The organism is Catellatospora sp. IY07-71 (genome assembly GCF_018326265.1).
Lineage (GTDB): Bacteria > Actinomycetota > Actinomycetes > Mycobacteriales > Micromonosporaceae > Catellatospora.
This window is the reverse complement of the sequence record NZ_AP023360.1, coordinates 5,617,561-5,633,475: the sequence shown is the minus strand read 5'-3', so window position 1 is coordinate 5,633,475 and position 15,915 is coordinate 5,617,561. Positions and strand designations below refer to the sequence as shown.

Sequence of the window (15,915 nt, the reverse complement as noted above, 5' to 3'; positions counted from 1 at the left end):
TTCGATCACTGGTGGGGCCGGTCGGCGGCGACGGCGGCGAGCACGGCCGGGTCCTGGCAGCCGCGGGCGAAGCCCTGGATGCGGCGGCGGATGTCGCGGCCGAGCAGCCAGACGCCGATCCGGTCGGCGAGCGGGCGGATCAGCGCGGGCCGGGTGCGGAAGTGGTAGCGCCAGGTGGCGATGGTGTGGCCGGGTTCGGGTGCCGGGGCGAAGCGCCAGCCGCCGGCCATCATCTCGAAGAACCACGGGCCGCGGACCATCTTCATGCCCACGTTGGTCGGCGGGGCGTAGGAGACGTACTCGCTGACCATGGACAGCCCGTGCCGAGAGCGGGTGAACGTGCGCACCCCCTTGCCGGGCCGGGCCGCGCCGTCGAGCAGCTGCTGGCGGCGTACGAACGGATCCCAGCGGTAGCGGGTCTCGCCGGTGGTCTGCGACACGGCGAACGCGACCTCCGGCGGCACAGGCACGACCGCGACGGCCTCCACGACGGGCATCGGCCCATCCTGCCTTACCGGCGCACGCCGGACAGCAGCGCGAGCAGCACCGGGAACTCCAGGTACGCGTGGTAGCTGGCGAACGCCTGGTAGAGCGTGCGGCCCTGGCCGTAGTCGGCCAGGAACAGCATCCCGAGCACCAGCGCGGCACCCGCGCCCAGCGCCCACGGCCGCCACCCGGCCAGCCACGGCACCCGCTGCTCGAACGCCGCCGCCGCGTCCGGCGCGTAGCGCGGCAGGAACCCGAGCCACACCACGTAGTGCATCGCCTGCAGGAACGCGAACACGGCCAGGAAGCGCAGCCCGGCGGCCGGCCCCGGCGGGGTGACCGGCGCGGCCAGCGACTCCGGGGTGCCCGCGAACGCGACCACGGCCGCCGAGCCGTCGGCCAGCAGCGGGTCGAACACCCCGGCCAGCAGCAGCGCGGGCACCACCAGCACCCAGCCGAGCTGGGCGGCGCGGAACACGGCCCGCTCGCGGCCCGGCAGCCGCCGCGACCACTCCCAGAGGAAGAACAGCGGCACCACGTTGTGCAGATGGGCCAGGACCACGAAGTGGTACGCCGGCCAGCTCAGCGACACCGCGGCCGCGACCGCCAGCCCGGCCAGCGCCGGGGCGAGCCGGCGCCGGGGCAGCGCGTGCCACAGCCCGGCGGCCAGCACGCCGTAGCAGAGCACGATCTCGGGCACCCGCAGCGCCAGCAGGCGGCAGCCGACGATCGCGGTGACCAGGGCCAGCGCGGTCCACAGCAGCCGCCCGGTCAGCACGTGCGCGAACCGGCCCGCGACATACCGCAGCTCCAGCACGTTGTGCAGCACCCCGAACGCGATCAGCCCGAGCACCGTGGTGGCCAGCGGGGCGCGCAGGGCGGCGGCGAGCGCGGCGGCCGCGCAGGCGGCGAACCCGAGCGCGAGCAGGTCCGCGCGCGGCGGCGCCGGGGTGCGCGGGGTGGGCAGGGTCGCTACGGTCATCCGGTGTTCCCCTACCCGGCCGCGCTCGCGCTGACGCTGGCCGTCGAGATCCCGGTGTACGCGGTCGCGCTGCGCCGGGGCTGGCAGGTGCGCCCGCGCACGGCGCTGTGGTCGGCGCTGGGCGTCAACCTGGTGACCCATCCGCTGCTGTGGTGGCTGCTCGGGCCGTGGACGGGACGGCCGGCGTACCCGCTGATGCTGGTCTTCGCGGAGGTCGCGGTGTGCGCGGCCGAGGCGGGGCTGCTGGCCTGGTGGCTGCGGCGGCGCGACCCGCTGCTGGGCGTGCTCGCGGTGCTCGCGAACGCGGCCTCGGTCACCGCGGGGCTCATTTGCGCGAGCGCTTGACCAGCACGACGACCAGGACGATCGCGGCCACGACGGCGACCGCGCAGACGCACAGCAGCGCGGTGCCCAGCTGCAGCGCCTCGGGCTGCGGGGCGACATCGGCGAGGATACTCGGCATCGGTCCAGTATCCCGATCTTCGGCCCGGCGTCCCTCGGCCGAACGGGCGTCCAAATCGGCCGTCCGCCGCGCACGGCGCCCGCACCGCGGGGCGATCGTGTGATGTGATGAGCCATGAGCGACGGGTGGCGCGAGACGCACCTCGACGAGGCCGGCTGGCTGGCCGAGCTGTGCCCCGGCGGCGAGTGGACCGGCTACGACCCTGGGCCCCGGCCGGATGCGGCGTGGATCCTGCACGCCATGTACGAGTGGGAGTCCGGCCCGACCGAGACCACCCACCAGCAGGTCCGGGAAAGCCTGCTCGACGCGGACCTGGTCGAGCCGGAGCTGCTGGGCGGGATCAACCTCGACGAGTGGGGCGTGGTCGACACCGGCGGCGCGCTGGGCCGGTCCCAGCACCCGGGGCCGGGCTGGCGGCGGCTGCGCTGGGCCGAGCTCGCCGCGCGCACCGGCGAGCCCGTGGTGACGCCCGGCACCAAGCCGAGTTTCCGCAGCCTGCCAGGGTCGCATCCGGACGCCAGCTGGCCCGCCAGCATCGAGCCGCCCGCTGAGGGGTCGCTGGACCGGGAGGGCTGGGTGCGGCTGCTGGAGCTGCTGGTGGCCTGGTCGGGGGCGGACACGCCGGTGCTGGCCTACCTCGCGCCCGGGGCGGCGGTCGACCAGCGCGGGCACGTGCTGACCGGGGTGTTGGGGCACGCGGCGGAGCTGTACGACCACGAGCTCGGCAGCGGCTCGCCCGCGAACCTGTGGCCGGTGGACCGGTCGTGGGTGACCTGGTCCGACTGGGACCTGTGGGGCACCAAGGTCAGCGGACCGGCCGGACTCGTCGAGCGGGTGCTCGCCGACCCGGAACTGGAGGCGCTGCGCCTGCCCTGGGCCTGAACCTGCGGCTCAGCGCGCCTTGGCCGGCTCGCGGTCCACCCACATCTGCTGGATCTGCTCCAGGGTGCGCCCGCGGGTCTCCGGCAGCCGCCGCCACACGAACACGTAGGTGATCGCGCAGACCACGGCGAACAGCACGAACGTGGCCGACTGCCCGATCGCGTCGACCAGGGTGAGGAAGAACCGTGTCACCAGCCAGGCGGCGCCCCAGTTGGCGGCCGTGGCGATCGCGACGCCCCGGCCGCGCACCGCGGCGGGATAGATCTCGTTGATCACGGTCCACACCACGGGGCCGAGCGAGAACGCGAAGCTGGCGATGAACACGACCATGGCGACCAGCAGGATGACCCCGGCGTCGCTGGGGCTGTGGCTCGGCGGCGAGGTCGCGGTGGTGGGCTGCTCCAGGTAGCGGAAGCAGGCCGCCATCACCAGCAGCGCCAGGCCCATGCCGATCAGGCCGGCGAACAGCAGCGGCCGACGGCCCAGCCGGTCCACGAACGCGATGGCGATGAACGTCGCCACCACGTTGACCACCCCGATGGACCACGTGGTGGCGGCCGTCTGCTGGGCGGGGGTGCTGAAGCCCGCCGCGGCGAAGATCTTGTCCGAATAGTAGATGACCGCGTTGACCCCGGTCAGCTGCTGGAACACGGCGAGTCCGATGCCGACGACCAGCGGCGCCCGCCACCTCGCCGCGAACACCTCCCGCCACGTCGCCTGCGACTCGCCGAGGCTGGCGGCGATGCCGTCGAGGTCCGCCTGCACGTCCTCGCCCGGCCGGACCTTGCGCAGCGCGCCCGCGGCGTCGTCGCGCCGGCCCGCCTTGAGATACCACGTCGCCGAGTCGGGCAGCGGGAACATGGCCAGCACCAGCAGGATGGACGGCAGCACGGACAGCCCCAGCATGAGCCGCCACTGGCTGCCCGAGGACAGCACCTGGTCGACGATGTCGGCGATGAGGATTCCGAAGGTGATGGCGAGCTGGTACATCGACACGAAGCGGCCGCGCAGCCGCGCCGGAGCCATCTCCGCCGCGTAGAGCGGCGCCGCCATCGACGCGACGCCCACGCCGAACCCGACCACGAGCCTGCCGACGATCATGACGCCGGTGTTCGGGGCCAGCGCCTCCACCAGGGCCCCGATGGTGAACAGGATCGCCGCCCAGATGATGCTCCAGCGGCGGCCGATCCGCTCGGTCATGGAGCCCGCGACCAGCGCGCCGACCAGCGCGCCCAGCGTCACCCAGCTCGTGATGATCTCGACGACGAGCGTGCTGGGGTGGAACGTGTCCTCGATGCCGTGCAGCGCGCCGCCGATGACGCCCTGGTCGTAGCCGAACAGCAGACCGGCGAGCATCACCACGGCGCCGACGAAGAACAGCCACGGCGACCTGCGCCGGGACGGGGTGATCGTGGTCAAGCCGCACCACCCGGACGCTGCTCGACCACCTCGATGGCACCGGCCGGGCAGTTGTACGCCGCCTCCCGCACCGCCCCGTGCAGCCGTTCCGGCGGCTCGGGCTGGCGCAGCACGACCAGCCCCTCGGCATCGTCTTGGTCGAACGCCTCGGGCGCGGTGCGCACGCAGTTGCCCGACCCGCAGCACGCGTCGCGGTCCACGACGACCCGCAGCCCGTCGATCACCAGGTCACCGGCAGCCGCTGCACGCCGAACACCACCGCGTCGCGGTACTCGACGTCGGCCGGGTCGATCGCCAGTGCCAGCGCCGGCAGCCGCGCGAACAGCTCCGCGAGCGCGATCCGCAGCTCCGCGCGCGCCAGCGGCTGCCCGATGCACTGGTGGATGCCGAACCCGAACGCCATGTGCTGGTGCGAGCCCCGATGCAGGTCGAACTCCTCCCCGTCCGGGAACACGTCCTCGTCCCGGTTGGCCGCCGAGAGCAGGGCGATCACCCCGTCCCCCGCCTTGACGGCATGGCCGCCGATGACGGTGTCGCCGACCGCGACCCGGGTCAGGCCCGTGCGCACGATGGTCAGATAGCGCAGCAGCTCCTCGACGGTGTCGTCCACCAGTTCGGGCCGCTCGCGCAGCTGCCGCAGCTGATCGGGCTGCTGGAGCAGCACCATCGTGCTCAGGCCGAGCATGTTCGACGTCGTCTCGTGCCCGGCGATGAGCAGCAGCGTGGACAGCCCGACCAGCTCGTCGACGGTCAGCTCGCCGGCGGCGAGCCGCTCGGTGGCGAGGCGGCTGATGAGATCGTCGCCGGGGTCACGGCGGCGCTTCTCGATCAGCCCCGCCAGATAACCGCGGAGGTCCTCGATCGCGGCACGGGCCTGCTCGGGCGGTGTCTTCCACGCCAGCAGCGTGCGGCTGCGCTCCTGGAAGTAGTCGTGGTCGGCGTACGGCACACCGAGCAGGTGGCAGATGACCATCGACGGCACCGGCAGCGCGAAGTGCTCGACGAGGTCGGCCGGCTGCCCGGCGGCCCGCAGCCGTTCGATGGCGTCGACGACGGTCTGCCGGATCAGCGGCTCCAGCGGCCGCATGTTCTTGATCATGAATTCGGGCGTGAGCATCCGCCGGAACTTCGTGTGCTCGGGCGGGTCCATCCGGATCAGTGAGCCGTCCGGCCGGGGCATGTCCTCGGCCAGCGGACGGATCAGCGGGAAACCCGGCCGGGTGAAGTCGCTGGAGAAGTGGGGGCTGCGCAGCAGCTCGCGGATGTGGTCGTGCCGGGTGAACATGAGCGCCCGCTGCCCCGTGGGCAGTCGCACCTGCCCGACGCCGTCGCCGTTCTCGGCGAAGTGCGGCAGCAGCGGATCGAGCCCGTCGTTGCCGAACGGGTAGGACGGGACGTTCGTCTCCAGCATGCCGGTCATCACAGACCCCCTAGGCGCGACTCCTTCCCAAATTACAAGGCTCTGTCGGATATCGCCGGGTTCTGCCGGACAGGGCTCAGGGGACCACGACCACGGGCCAGCGGCCCTGCTTGACGAGGCGGGTGGCGACGGAGCCGATGAAGCGGTGGCCGGCCTGGGCCGAGGCGCCGACCACGAGCATGTCGGCCTTGAGCTGGTCGGCGGTGTCGCGCAGTTCGGTGTACGGGTCACCGCGCCGGACGATGAACGTGATCGGCACGCCCATCTCCTCGGCGCCCTGCTTCGCCGCCGCGCGCAGCACCTCGGCCAGCTCGTCGTTGGTGTCGGCGGCGGCCGCCGCGGCCTGGCCGTAGAGCGCGCCGACCAGGCTCGTGGTCGTCCCCACGAACACCACGGCGAGCCGGCTGCGCTGGCGGCGGGCCAGGCCGGCCGCGTACGAGGCGGCGCGCTCGGAGGTGGGGCTGCCGTCCACGCCCACCATGATCAGCCGGGGGCCGTCGGTGCCCCGCTCGAACTCGCAGCGCGCCGCGGCCGGGCCGTAGTGCTCGACCCCGGCGCGCTGCTGCGGAATGTCCACGGGTACGCCTCCGCCTCGGTGACCGTCAGTTCCCGGCCGCGGCGCGCTCGCCGGCCAGCGTGGCGAACGCCGCGGTCGGCGCGTGGGCCAGGACGGTACCCGACGCGTGCAGCACCAGCGTGACCGGCGCCTTCGCGACGACGGTGACCGGAGCGTCCGAGACCACGGTCATGGTGTCGGCCGCGATGGCCGTCTTGGACCGGGCGACCTCGGCGAAGATCAGCGCCGCCGGGGTGGCCTCCGTGCGGGCCGCCGCCGCGGGAACAGCGTCGGCCGTCTCCCGCGGGACCGCCGCAGGATCGGCGGCCGGGGTCATGGCGATGGAGTCCGCGAGGGCTTGCGCCGGGACGACACCGTCGGCGAGGACCGGCAGCGGCGCGGGCTCCTCTTCCGGCGCGGCGACGTCAGCAGCAGGGTCCGCCGGGAGATCTTGTGCGGTTTGTGCTGTCCCAGCAGCATTAAGTGCACAAGATTCACCCACCGGTGCGTCCAGAGCACCCGCCGGAGCGGGCGGTGCCGGAGTGGCCGCAGCCGCGGTGTCGAAGCTGGAGCGCAGGGTGATCTTCGGGAGCAGGATCGACGCGATGACGCCGACCACGCCGATGGCTGCGGAGATGAGGAAGATGTGGCCGGTGGCGTCGCCGTACGCCTCACGCACGATCTGCTGCGCGACCGGCGGGAGGGCGCTGAGGTTCAGCGAGCCGCCGCCGCTGCCGCCGGAGACGGGCAGCCCGGCCGCGGCCAGGTGCTCGACGATGAGCGACTGCACCCGGTTGGCCAGCACCGCGCCGAGCACCGACACGCCGATCGTGCCGCCGAGGGAGCGGAAGAAGGTCACCGAGCCGGTGGCCGCGCCCAGGTCCTTCATGGCGGCGGTGTTCTGCACGGCGAGCACCAGGTTCTGCATGGTCATGCCGACGCCGACGCCGACCAGCAGCATGCCCGCGCCGATGGCCGTGAGCGGCGTGGCGTGGTCGATGAAGGAGAGCCCGAGGAAGCCCGCGACCAGCACGATCGTGCCGGTGACGATGTACGGCTTGATCTGGCCGGACTTGCTGACCATGCGGCCGGAGACGGTCGAGGACAGCAGCACGCCGAGCATCATCGGCATGGTCAGCAGGCCCGCCTCGGTGGGGCTGTACCCACGGCCGATCTGGAAGTACTGGCCGAGGAACACCGACCCGCCGAACATGGCCATGCCGACGGCGAGGCTGGCGAGGATGGCCAGCGCGGGGATGCGCTGCCTGATCACGTTCAGCGGCACCACCGGGTGCTCGGCGCGGCGCTCGACGAGCACGGCCAGGCCGAGCAGGGCCAGCGAGCCGCCGACCATCGCCGCGGTCTGCCAGGACACCCAGCCGAACGAGTTGTCGACGAACGAGACCCAGATGAGCAGCGTGCTCACCCCGGCCGCGATGAGGATCGCGCCCAGGTAGTCGATCTTGCCCTTGACCCGCGCGGTGCGCGGCAGGTCGAGGGTGAACCAGAGCAGGCCGAAGGCGAGCAGCGCGATGGGCACGCCGACGAAGAAGCACCAGCGCCAGCCGAGCCAGGAGGTGTCCACGATCAGGCCGCCCAGCAGCGGCCCGGCCAGGGTCGCCACGGCCATGACGCCGCCCAGGTAGCCGTTGTACCGGCCGCGCTCGCGGGGCGGGATCATCGCCGCGATCACGATCTGGACCAGCGCCTGCAGGCCGCCCACGCCGACGCCCTGCACCGCCCGCGCGCCGATGATCTGCCCGGCGTCCTGTGCGAAGCCGCTGAGCAGCGAGCCCACCACGAAGATCGTGATCGCGGCGAGGACCAGCAGCTTCTTGTCGAACATGTCGGCCAGGCGGCCCCACACGGGGGTGGTCGCGGTCGCGGCGAGCAGGGTGGCGGTGACGACCCAGGTGTACTGCGTCTGCGTGCCGTTCAGCTCGCCGAGGATGCGCGGCAGCGCGGTCGACACGATGGTCGAGCTGATCATGGCCACGAACAGCACGAGCAGCAGGCCGCTGAGGGACTCCAGGATCTCGCGGTGGCCCATGCGGGCGTGGCGTGGGGCGTGGGGGGTGGCGCTCATGCCGACCAGCATGACACCAAATTTGCGCAGTGTGCAAAGTTGCCCATTGGGCAATGCATCACATCGCCGGTATCGTCTCCTGCTCGTGGAAGCGACGACGACGCTGCGCGAGCGCAAGAAGGAAGCCACCCGGCAGGCGCTGCACGAGGCGACCCTGCGGCTGGCCCTGGAACGCGGCCTGGACGCGGTGACCGTCGACGCCGTGGCCGACGAGGCGGGCGTGTCCCGCCGTACGTTCTCCAACTACTTCGCCAACAAGGAGGACGCCCTCCTGCACGGCGACCGGGTGCGGGTCACCCGCCTGCTGGAGCGCCTGCGCGCCCGCCCGCTCACCGAGCCGCCCTGGCAGGCGCTGACCGAGGCGACCGCCGCGCACCACGCCGCCATCGGCGAGGTGGACCCGAACTGGCTGGCCCAGGTCCGGCTGCTGCGCCGCCACCCGGCGCTGCTCGCCCAGCAGACCGCCGCGCAGAACGCGCTGGAGCTGGAGCTCGCCGCCGAGATCGCCGCGCGCGATCCCGGTCATCGCGACGAGCCGATGCGCTCCCGGGTCATGGCCGCGGTGTTCCTGGTGACCATGCGCACCGCCACCGGCCTGTGGGCCGAGCAGCCGGGCGGCGTCTCGCTCGGCGAGGCCGTCCGCGCCGGGCTGGACCGCGCCGCCGAGCGCTTCGCCTAGGCGGCCGGGCCGCGCTGTGGGCAACATTACGAGCCCCTCGACAACGATCACCGGGCCGGTATGGTCACAGAACGTGAGCCAGCCCCCGCCGGCCGAGGACATCCTCGACACCCCCAGTGGCACGGACGACGAGCCCCCCGCGGCCCGCGCCCGGCCGGGCTGGCAACGCTGGCTCCGGCGGCTGCTCCCGGTCGCGGTGATCCTGCTGGCCCTGCTCACCATCCGCGACCGCGTGCCCGGCCTGGACGAGATCTGGCCCGTGCTCACCGGCGGTGACCTGACCTGGCTGGGCATCGCGCTGGCCGCCGAGTGGGTGTCGCTGTCCATGTTCGCCCGGCAGCAGGTCCGGCTGCTGCGCGGCGTCGGCACCAGGGTGTCCCTGCGCAGCGCGCTGGCCGTCACCTACAGCCGCTCGGCCATCGCCAGCAGCCTGCCCGCGGGCTCGGCCCTGTCGGCCGCGTTCGGATACCAGTCCTACCGGCGCTGGGGCGCCGACCGCGATTCCGCCACGGCCGTCGTGCTGCTGTCCAACCTGTCCACGTTCGCCGCGCTGGCCCTGCTCTACCTGGTCGGCTTCCTGATCGTGCTGCTGTCCTCCCCCGCCGCGGCCGAGCAGACGCACCCCGCCGCCGCGGCGCTCACCCTGGCGACCGCGACCTCGATCGCCGCGCTGGCCGTCCGGCGGCGGATCCGGCACCGCACCGGCGCCACGCGCACCAGCGGAAGCTGCGCGGCGAGGGTCGCGGACCGCACCCGCGCGGTGGTGGACGGCGACAGGCCGGTCACCCGGCTGCGGCACCGGCTCGCCCGGCTCGGCGAGCAGCTGGCCAACGTGGTCGCGGTCAGCACCACCATCCCGGCCCGCGACCGCCTCGGCGCGCTCGGCTACGCCGCAGCGAACTGGGCCGCCGACCTGGCCTGCCTGGCCGCCGTCGCGCAGGCGTTCCGGCTGCCGCTGGACCTGCTCCAGCTCGGCACGATCTACGTCGTGGTCCAGCTGGTCCGGCAGATCCCGATCAGCCCCGGCGGCCTCGGCGTGATCGAGGCCAGCCTGCTGACCGCGCTGACCACCGCGGGCTCGGACGAGGCCACCGCGACGGCCGTCGTCATCGGATACCGCCTGCTGTCCTGCTGGCTGATCATCCCGGTGGGCCTGACCACGTGGGCGGTCCTGCGCCGCACGGCACCCGCCGCCCCGCTACCCGCGACCTGACAGGAAGGGCACCTTCTTAGCGGACGTCCGTTAAGAAGGTGCCCTTCCTGTCGTCGGTGGCGGCGCGCCAGGCCCAGCGGCCCAGGGCGAGCACGGTCAGCACCTCGAAGACGGCCAGGCCGCGCTCGACCGCGCCCAGCGGGATGGCCCGCCACCAGGCGACGCCGGTGTACGGCTGGAGCAGGAACGCCCCGATGATCACGCCGAACATGGCCAGGGCCGCGAGCGCGGGCAGCGCGGTCAGCCACACGTCGGCGCGGCGGCGGGCGTCGCGGCGCCGGGTGAACACGAGCAGCAGCGCGCCGACCGGCAGGCTCAGGAACGCGACCAGGCTGGCGACGCGGTGCAGGTGCCCGTCCAGCGACGGGCCCACGGCCCAGTTGTGCTTCGGGAAGTAGACCACCGCCGCCAGCCCCAGCGACCACAGCAGCAGGCCCAGGCCCGCGACGGAGGCGATGCGGACCTGCCCGGCGTACGCGAGCGCGGCCGACACCGCCAGGGACCCGAGCGCCAGCACGAGCACCCCGAGGTTGAACACCCAGGCGGTCTCGTGCAGGGCGTACTCGCTGATGGTGCGCCGGACCGGGCTGATCTCCGCGGTCGGCGGCAGCACGTGCAGCGCGGCGACGGCCAGCATGCCGAGCAGGACGGCAGCGATCCCGGCGGCGGCGAGCGGGCGGGCGAGCGCGGTGGAGGGCATGGCTCGATCATCCCACCGGCCCCGGGCTCACCTGAGCGGGTCGTGGCCCCAGTTCATCAGCGAATAGCGCCACGGTGTGCCGGTGACGTAGCCGCCGGGCCGCTGCGCGAGGTGCCGGTGCACGTAGCCGACGACCTTGCGCATGTGGGCCAGGTCCGCGCCGGACAGCTCCGCCTTGCGGGTGCGCAGCAGCGTCACGATCCGCCGCCCGGAGGCGTGCCCGGTGGACTCGCCGCCGCCGGACTTCTGCCCGACCGCCCGCGACTCGTCGGTGTCCAGCCACTTCTCCAGCTCGGACGCGGTCATGTTCACCGCGTCACCGAACTCCCGGTATGTCTGGTCCCGTTCCTCATCGCTCATGGCGCAGCGCCTCCGGCTTGTGCACCGCGTCCCGGCCGGACTTGTCGCTCGTGACGTGGTACTGCGGATCTTCGGCCGACGCGGCGACGGTGCGGCCGGCCTCCTCGGTGCGTTCGGTGATCTTCTCCGCGACCTCGCCGTGCACGCTCTGCCCATGGCTGCGCCAGGTCACCTTGTCGCCCTTGCGGAACGCCTTCCTACCCATGACCCGGGTGAGTATCCAAGCCGAGACCTGCGCAAACGTCCGGATGTCGGGGCCTGTCGACACCATTGCCTACTGTCGTGCCCACCCGTGTCCGAAGGAGATCGCCTTGCACCTGTCCGCGCACCTGGACGTCGACGTCATCGCCGTCGAGACCGACGACCGGCTGTCGGTGCTCATCGAACTCACCGCCCCGCCCGCGCCCGCGGCCGATGGGCCGCGGCCGCCGTCCACGTTGCAGGTGGTGCTCGACCGCAGCGGCTCCATGCACGGCGACCGCATCGAGGGCGCCAAGACCGCGCTGCTCGGCCTCATCGACCGGCTGGACCCGGCGGACCACTTCGGGCTGGTCGCGTTCAACAACCAGGTCGAGGTGACCGTCCCGGCCGGACCGCTGAAGGACAAGCTCGCGGTCAAGCGCGCGATCGCCGACCTGCACGCGCGCGGCGGCACCGACCTGTCCGCCGGATACCTGCGCGGGCTCCAGGAGGCCAGACGGGTGGCGGGCGCCGGCGGGGCGACCGTGCTGCTGGTCTCCGACGGGCACGCCAACGCCGGGGTCACCGACCCGGAGCAGCTCGGCGGCGTCGCCGCGAAGGCGTACGCGGAGCGCATCACGTCGTCGACGCTGGGCTTCGGCCTCGGCTACGACGAGCGGCTGCTCGCGGCGATCGCGCGCGGCGGCAACGGCAACGAGCTGTTCGCCGAGGAGGCCGACACCGCCGGGGCGCTCATCGCGGGCGAGGTCGGCGGGCTGCTCGCGCAGACCGCGCAGGCCGCGTCGCTGCTGATCAAGGTCGCGCCGCAGGTGCGCGGGGTGCAGGTGGTCAACGACCTGCCGGTCACCACCACGGGCGACGCGGTGCTGGCCGAGCTGGGCAGCTTCTACGCCGCCGAGACCCGCAAGATCCTGCTGACCTTCGACATCCCGGCGATCCCGGCGCTCGGCCTGGCCGAGGTCGCCACGTGCGAGTTCACCTGGGTCGAGCTGCCCAGCCTCACCCAGCACACGGTGACCGTGCCGCTGCACGTCAACGTGGTGCCCGGCGACCAGGCAGCCGGCCGCATCCCCGACCCGGCGGTCCGCACCGAGCTGATGTACCTGCAGGTCCAGCAGGCCAAGCGGCGCGCCTCCCGGCACCTGAGCGCCAACGAGGCCGGCGCGGCGCTCGACGAGATCCGCAAGGCTCGCCGCAGCGTGCTGGACGCGATGGAGGACGCGCCCGATCACCTGCGCGCCGACCTCGCCGAGGAGGTCTCCTCGCTGACCTACCTGGCCGAGCAGACCGAGCAGGGCAGCATCGCGCGCGCCGCGAAGTACTCGTCGTCGGACGCGTCGTACAAGTCGCGCAGCCGGGGCCGGGCGCTGCCGCCGAACGACGAGCGCCGGTGACCGGGGCGGGCCGGGTCTCCCGAGGGAGCCCGGCCCGCGGCCCGTCCGGTCAGGTGGTCAGCGGCTGCGCACCGAGCCTGGCCAGCAGCTGCTGCGCCTGCTCGGCGTACTGCGCGTTGACGCTGATGCCGTACTCGCTCGCCTGCAGTGACCGCGCGGCCGTGAAGTCGCGCTTGCCCCGGGTCATCGCGTGCGCGATGGCGCCGAAGATGGCACCCCAGATCGCGCCGATCAACACCGCGGTCAGGATCATGGTCAGCCAGGCCCGCGGCACGAAGATCGCGAACAGCAGGCCGATGAACAGGCCGAACCAGGCCCCGGCGCCGATGCCGTAGAGCGTGGCCTTGCCCGTGGTCATGCGGCCCAGCACCTGCTCGACCATGCGCAGGTTGGTGCCGACGATCGCGCTGTGCTCGACCGGGAAGTTGTTGTCCGACAGGTAATCCATCGCCCGCTGCGCGTCGGCGTACTCCGGGTACGTCGCGACGGTCACCATCGCGCGGGTCGGGTCCACCGGCTGGATGGGGACACTCTGTCCCCGATCCCCTGGTGTGGTCATGCCGCCCCCTTGCTCGTCATGGATGTTCGCCCCGATCATCGCGCGATCGTCCCCGCGACGTGCCGATTCGCCGGAAAGCGCCCGGTACGCCGTCACGGCCGCTGCCGCAGCACCTCGTCGAGCCAGTCGAAGACCCGCTGGTCGAAGCGCGAGCGGTTCCAGCCCTCGCAGTGCCCCTGCGCGCCCTCCGCGGCGGTGAACCGGACGAGCGTCTTCGGGCAGGTCAGCGCGTCATAGAGCGACCGCGTGCCACCGGCCAGCGGGTCGCCCTCGGCCGCCGTCAGCAGCGTCGGGCAGGCGATCCGGTCGGCCACGTCCGACAGGCGGTAACGGCGGCCCAGGTCGACGACGAGATCACCGAGCGTCGGCAGGCCGTGCACCCACAGCCCGCGCTGCTGGAGCTTCCAGCGCGTCATCGGATCCTGCACGGCCTCCTGCAACAGCGGCTCCAGCTCCGCCGGGTCCACGTCGGGGAACCTGTCCCGCAGCGGCTCCGGCAGCATCCGGCTGACGGTGCCGGCGGTGTCCCACATGCCGGGGTCGGCGACCAGCGCGGCCACCCGCGGCTCGCCGCTCGCCCCGCGCGGCGCCAGGTAGCCGCCCAGGCTCCAGCCCATCACCGCGAGCCGGTCGCCGTCGACCCCCGGCCGGGCCAGCGCGAAGTCCACGACCTGGCGCAGCACCGCCTCCCAGTCCGGCCGCAGCCGCAGCTGCTGCTCGATCAGCGCGCCGCCCTGGCCGGGGCCGTCGACCAGCAGGCAGTGGTATCCCCGGCGCAGGGCCGGGACCGCCTGCGCCCAGTACATCTCGTGCACGCTGGAGTCGTAGCCGTTGACCGCGATCAGGGTCGGGCGCACCCGGTCCGTGTCGTCGACCCGGCAGAAATAGCCCGGCAGCGAGGTGTGCTCGTACGGCACCCGCACCGGCTGCACCGGGCGGCTCGCCAACGCGGCGAACCTGCCGAACGCCTCCTGCTCGCGGGCGAACGCGGCGGTCAGCCGGGGGTCCACCGGCTCGCCGAACAGCGGCGTGAACGAGGCCCGGAAGTAGGTGGAGGCGCGCAGGTACGCCTCCCGTGCGCTCACCCGGTGCCCGGCCGCCCGGCTCTCCTCGCCCCACCCGAACACCTGCTCGGCGTACCCGCTCCAGGCCCGGTGCCAGCCGTCGACGTCGCCCGGTCCGATCTGCGCGGCGATCGCGGCGACCTCGCCGTACTCCGCCCCGCCGCGGGTCGTCGTCATCAGCGCCCGCTCGGCGAACGTCTCGAACAGCGGATCGTCGAACAGCTGCCGCATGGCGCCACCCCCGACTCCACCCCAGCACAGCGAGCAGCGGCGCGTGCCGGAATCGGGCGAGCGCGGTCAGTCCGCGGGCGGCAGGGCCGTGTCGATCTCCGTCGCACCCGCCACGTGGTACACCTCGCCCACGGCGCTGAGCGGCAGCGGCGCGTACACGTGCGGGAAGCTCGCGCCCCGGCTCGCCGACTCCTCCCAGCGCAGCCACGGCGCGACCGCGTCGGTGTCCACGGCCGCGACGATCAGCTCCGGCTCGGCCGAGAACACCCGCCGCGCGGTCTCGGCCACCTGGTCGCGGCTGGACAGGTGGACGAACCCGTCGCGCAGGTCGTGCGCCGAGCCCACAAACTCGCCCTTGGCCTGGAACTCCGCCCACTCGGACGGCAGCAGGATCTTGTAAATCACCACCGGCCCACTATCCCAGGCCCGCCCGCCGAGCGCCGCCCACCTCGCCACGCGGGCCACATGCCGAAGATCGCCATCTCGTGTCAAAAGCTCGGGTCTGGCCACACCTTCTGACACGAAACGCCGATCATGACACCAGCCGAACCGGCGCTGACCCGGTGACGCCACCAGGCCGCCGCTGGCTCACGCTGATCGACGCGGCACGGGCCTGGAGTGCTGCTGGCGACGTTCGGCGTCGCCGCTCCCGTGAGCGGGGCACCGCCGGGTGCCTCCGCCCGGTCGGCGGCGGCCGTGGTGGTCGCGGCCGCCACCGACCGGGGTCCCGTCGGCTGGGACGTCTACCGGCGGCTCGACGAGCTGCCGCTGCTGGCCGCGGGCACGCAGACCCGGCAGTTCTCCAGCTTCGGCCGGGACGGCTCCAACGACGACGGCTTCAGCGGGGCGTACTCGTGCCTGCGCCAGTCCGGCGGGTGCGTCATCGCCGAGGACCGGGGACCGGGCGAGGTCCAGTCGATCTGGTTCACCCGCGACAGCGGCGACGTGTCCGCGACCGGCTGGATCCGGATCGAGCTGGACGGCGTGACCGTCGTCGACACGAACCTGCAGCCGCTGGGCAACGGCGCGCAGCGCTGGCTCGCCGACGAGTTCGCCCTGCCCACGGCGCTGACCGCCGGGAAGAGCACGATCACGGTCACACTCACCCCGGCCGCGGGCGCTCCGGCCTGGAGCGCCTCCGCTACACGGCGCTCAGCCTGGTCACGCCGTTCACCGACAGCTCGGCCCCAGCGGCGCCGACCGGCTTGCAACTGAGCGGC

The 15,915-nt window shown here is 73.3% G+C and carries 18 protein-coding genes and 2 pseudogenes; 6 read left to right on the top strand and 14 right to left on the bottom strand.

From position 1 onward, the window contains the following. Positions 1 to 5 precede the first annotated feature (5 nt). Both CS0771_RS24900 and CS0771_RS24895 read right to left on the bottom strand, forming a co-directional pair. Positions 6 to 497 (bottom strand): SRPBCC family protein, encoded by a 492-nt coding sequence (locus tag CS0771_RS24900; RefSeq protein ID WP_212843257.1) that lies wholly within the window; start codon positions 495 to 497, stop codon positions 6 to 8. Between the two features lie 14 nt (positions 498 to 511). Then, on the bottom strand, positions 512 to 1,468 hold the full coding sequence (locus CS0771_RS24895) for a hypothetical protein (RefSeq protein ID WP_244871012.1): 957 nt from the start codon (positions 1,466 to 1,468) through the stop codon (positions 512 to 514). Between the two features lie 3 nt (positions 1,469 to 1,471). Between CS0771_RS24895 and CS0771_RS24890 the strand changes: the two genes are divergently transcribed. Beyond that, positions 1,472 to 1,813, top strand: a complete 342-nt coding sequence (locus CS0771_RS24890) for a hypothetical protein (RefSeq protein WP_212843256.1) — start codon at positions 1,472 to 1,474, stop codon at positions 1,811 to 1,813. On the opposite strand, the gene CS0771_RS24885 is transcribed toward CS0771_RS24890, so the two are convergent. Then, positions 1,794 to 1,931 (bottom strand): hypothetical protein, encoded by a 138-nt coding sequence (locus CS0771_RS24885; RefSeq protein WP_212843255.1) that lies wholly within the window; start codon positions 1,929 to 1,931, stop codon positions 1,794 to 1,796. The two genes, CS0771_RS24890 and CS0771_RS24885, sit on opposite strands and share 20 nt — an antisense overlap. 114 nt (positions 1,932 to 2,045) lie before the next feature. Between CS0771_RS24885 and CS0771_RS24880 the strand changes: the two genes are divergently transcribed. Beyond that, entirely contained in the window at positions 2,046 to 2,813 is a 768-nt protein-coding gene (locus CS0771_RS24880; protein ID WP_212843254.1) for a hypothetical protein, read from the top strand. A 9-nt stretch (positions 2,814 to 2,822) separates the two neighbouring features. Here CS0771_RS24880 and CS0771_RS24875 read toward each other — a convergent pair whose 3' ends face one another. The 5 genes and pseudogenes from CS0771_RS24875 to CS0771_RS24855 form a co-directional block, all read right to left on the bottom strand. Then, the gene (locus CS0771_RS24875) at positions 2,823 to 4,232 is read right to left on the bottom strand and encodes a sugar porter family MFS transporter (RefSeq protein ID WP_212843253.1); all 1,410 of its coding nucleotides are present in this window, start codon (positions 4,230 to 4,232) and stop codon (positions 2,823 to 2,825) included. After that, positions 4,229 to 4,456, bottom strand: a complete 228-nt coding sequence (locus CS0771_RS24870) for a ferredoxin (protein ID WP_244871011.1) — start codon at positions 4,454 to 4,456, stop codon at positions 4,229 to 4,231. The genes CS0771_RS24875 and CS0771_RS24870 overlap by 4 nt, the downstream gene beginning before the upstream one ends. Continuing rightward, positions 4,453 to 5,652, bottom strand: a complete 1,200-nt coding sequence (locus CS0771_RS24865; protein ID WP_212843252.1) for a cytochrome P450 — start codon at positions 5,650 to 5,652, stop codon at positions 4,453 to 4,455. Before CS0771_RS24865 ends, CS0771_RS24870 begins: the two co-directional genes overlap by 4 nt. Positions 5,653 to 5,728: 76 nt before the next feature. Then, entirely contained in the window at positions 5,729 to 6,229 is a 501-nt protein-coding gene (locus tag CS0771_RS24860; protein WP_244871010.1) for a universal stress protein, read from the bottom strand. 499 nt (positions 6,230 to 6,728) lie between these two features. Continuing rightward, positions 6,729 to 8,294 (bottom strand): annotated as a pseudogene (locus tag CS0771_RS24855) (MDR family MFS transporter); the annotation flags it as partial. An 85-nt stretch (positions 8,295 to 8,379) separates the two neighbouring features. On the opposite strand from CS0771_RS24855, the gene CS0771_RS24850 reads away from it, so the two are divergent. After that, positions 8,380 to 8,973, top strand: coding sequence for a TetR/AcrR family transcriptional regulator (locus CS0771_RS24850; protein WP_212843250.1), 594 nt, complete (start codon positions 8,380 to 8,382; stop codon positions 8,971 to 8,973). A 73-nt stretch (positions 8,974 to 9,046) separates the two neighbouring features. Continuing rightward, positions 9,047 to 10,186: a lysylphosphatidylglycerol synthase transmembrane domain-containing protein gene (locus CS0771_RS24845; protein ID WP_212843249.1), complete on the top strand. Its 1,140-nt coding sequence runs from the start codon at positions 9,047 to 9,049 to the stop codon at positions 10,184 to 10,186. A 16-nt stretch (positions 10,187 to 10,202) separates the two neighbouring features. Here the strand turns inward: CS0771_RS24845 and CS0771_RS24840 are convergent, their stop codons facing one another. The 3 genes and pseudogenes from CS0771_RS24840 to CS0771_RS24830 all read right to left on the bottom strand — a co-directional run bounded on the left by CS0771_RS24840 (position 10,203) and on the right by CS0771_RS24830 (position 11,451). Then, positions 10,203 to 10,886 (bottom strand): DUF998 domain-containing protein, encoded by a 684-nt coding sequence (locus CS0771_RS24840; RefSeq protein WP_212843248.1) that lies wholly within the window; start codon positions 10,884 to 10,886, stop codon positions 10,203 to 10,205. A 30-nt stretch (positions 10,887 to 10,916) separates the two neighbouring features. Beyond that, positions 10,917 to 11,246 (bottom strand): annotated as a pseudogene (locus tag CS0771_RS24835) (DUF3140 domain-containing protein); the annotation flags it as partial. Beyond that, positions 11,236 to 11,451 (bottom strand): DUF2945 domain-containing protein, encoded by a 216-nt coding sequence (locus CS0771_RS24830; RefSeq protein ID WP_212843246.1) that lies wholly within the window; start codon positions 11,449 to 11,451, stop codon positions 11,236 to 11,238. The gene CS0771_RS24830 and the pseudogene CS0771_RS24835, both read right to left, overlap by 11 nt. Positions 11,452 to 11,557: 106 nt before the next feature. Here CS0771_RS24830 and CS0771_RS24825 point away from each other — a divergent pair, with 106 nt between their 5' ends. Beyond that, complete coding sequence (locus CS0771_RS24825) at positions 11,558 to 12,841, top strand: VWA domain-containing protein (protein WP_212843245.1); 1,284 nt, start codon at positions 11,558 to 11,560, stop codon at positions 12,839 to 12,841. 49 nt (positions 12,842 to 12,890) lie between these two features. Here CS0771_RS24825 and CS0771_RS24820 read toward each other — a convergent pair whose 3' ends face one another. From CS0771_RS24820 to CS0771_RS24810, 3 genes are all read right to left on the bottom strand, one after another. Further along, positions 12,891 to 13,400: a general stress protein gene (locus CS0771_RS24820; protein ID WP_371821465.1), complete on the bottom strand. Its 510-nt coding sequence runs from the start codon at positions 13,398 to 13,400 to the stop codon at positions 12,891 to 12,893. Between the two features lie 92 nt (positions 13,401 to 13,492). Then, positions 13,493 to 14,695 carry a S9 family peptidase gene (locus CS0771_RS24815; protein WP_212843244.1) on the bottom strand — a complete coding sequence of 401 codons (1,203 nt, stop codon included), beginning with the start codon at positions 14,693 to 14,695 and terminating at the stop codon, positions 13,493 to 13,495. A 66-nt stretch (positions 14,696 to 14,761) separates the two neighbouring features. After that, positions 14,762 to 15,103 carry a DUF952 domain-containing protein gene (locus CS0771_RS24810; protein ID WP_212843243.1) on the bottom strand — a complete coding sequence of 114 codons (342 nt, stop codon included), beginning with the start codon at positions 15,101 to 15,103 and terminating at the stop codon, positions 14,762 to 14,764. A 210-nt stretch (positions 15,104 to 15,313) separates the two neighbouring features. Between CS0771_RS24810 and CS0771_RS24805 the strand changes: the two genes are divergently transcribed. Next, positions 15,314 to 15,910 carry a hypothetical protein gene (locus tag CS0771_RS24805; RefSeq protein ID WP_212843242.1) on the top strand — a complete coding sequence of 199 codons (597 nt, stop codon included), beginning with the start codon at positions 15,314 to 15,316 and terminating at the stop codon, positions 15,908 to 15,910. The last annotated feature ends 5 nt before the right edge of the window (positions 15,911 to 15,915 follow it).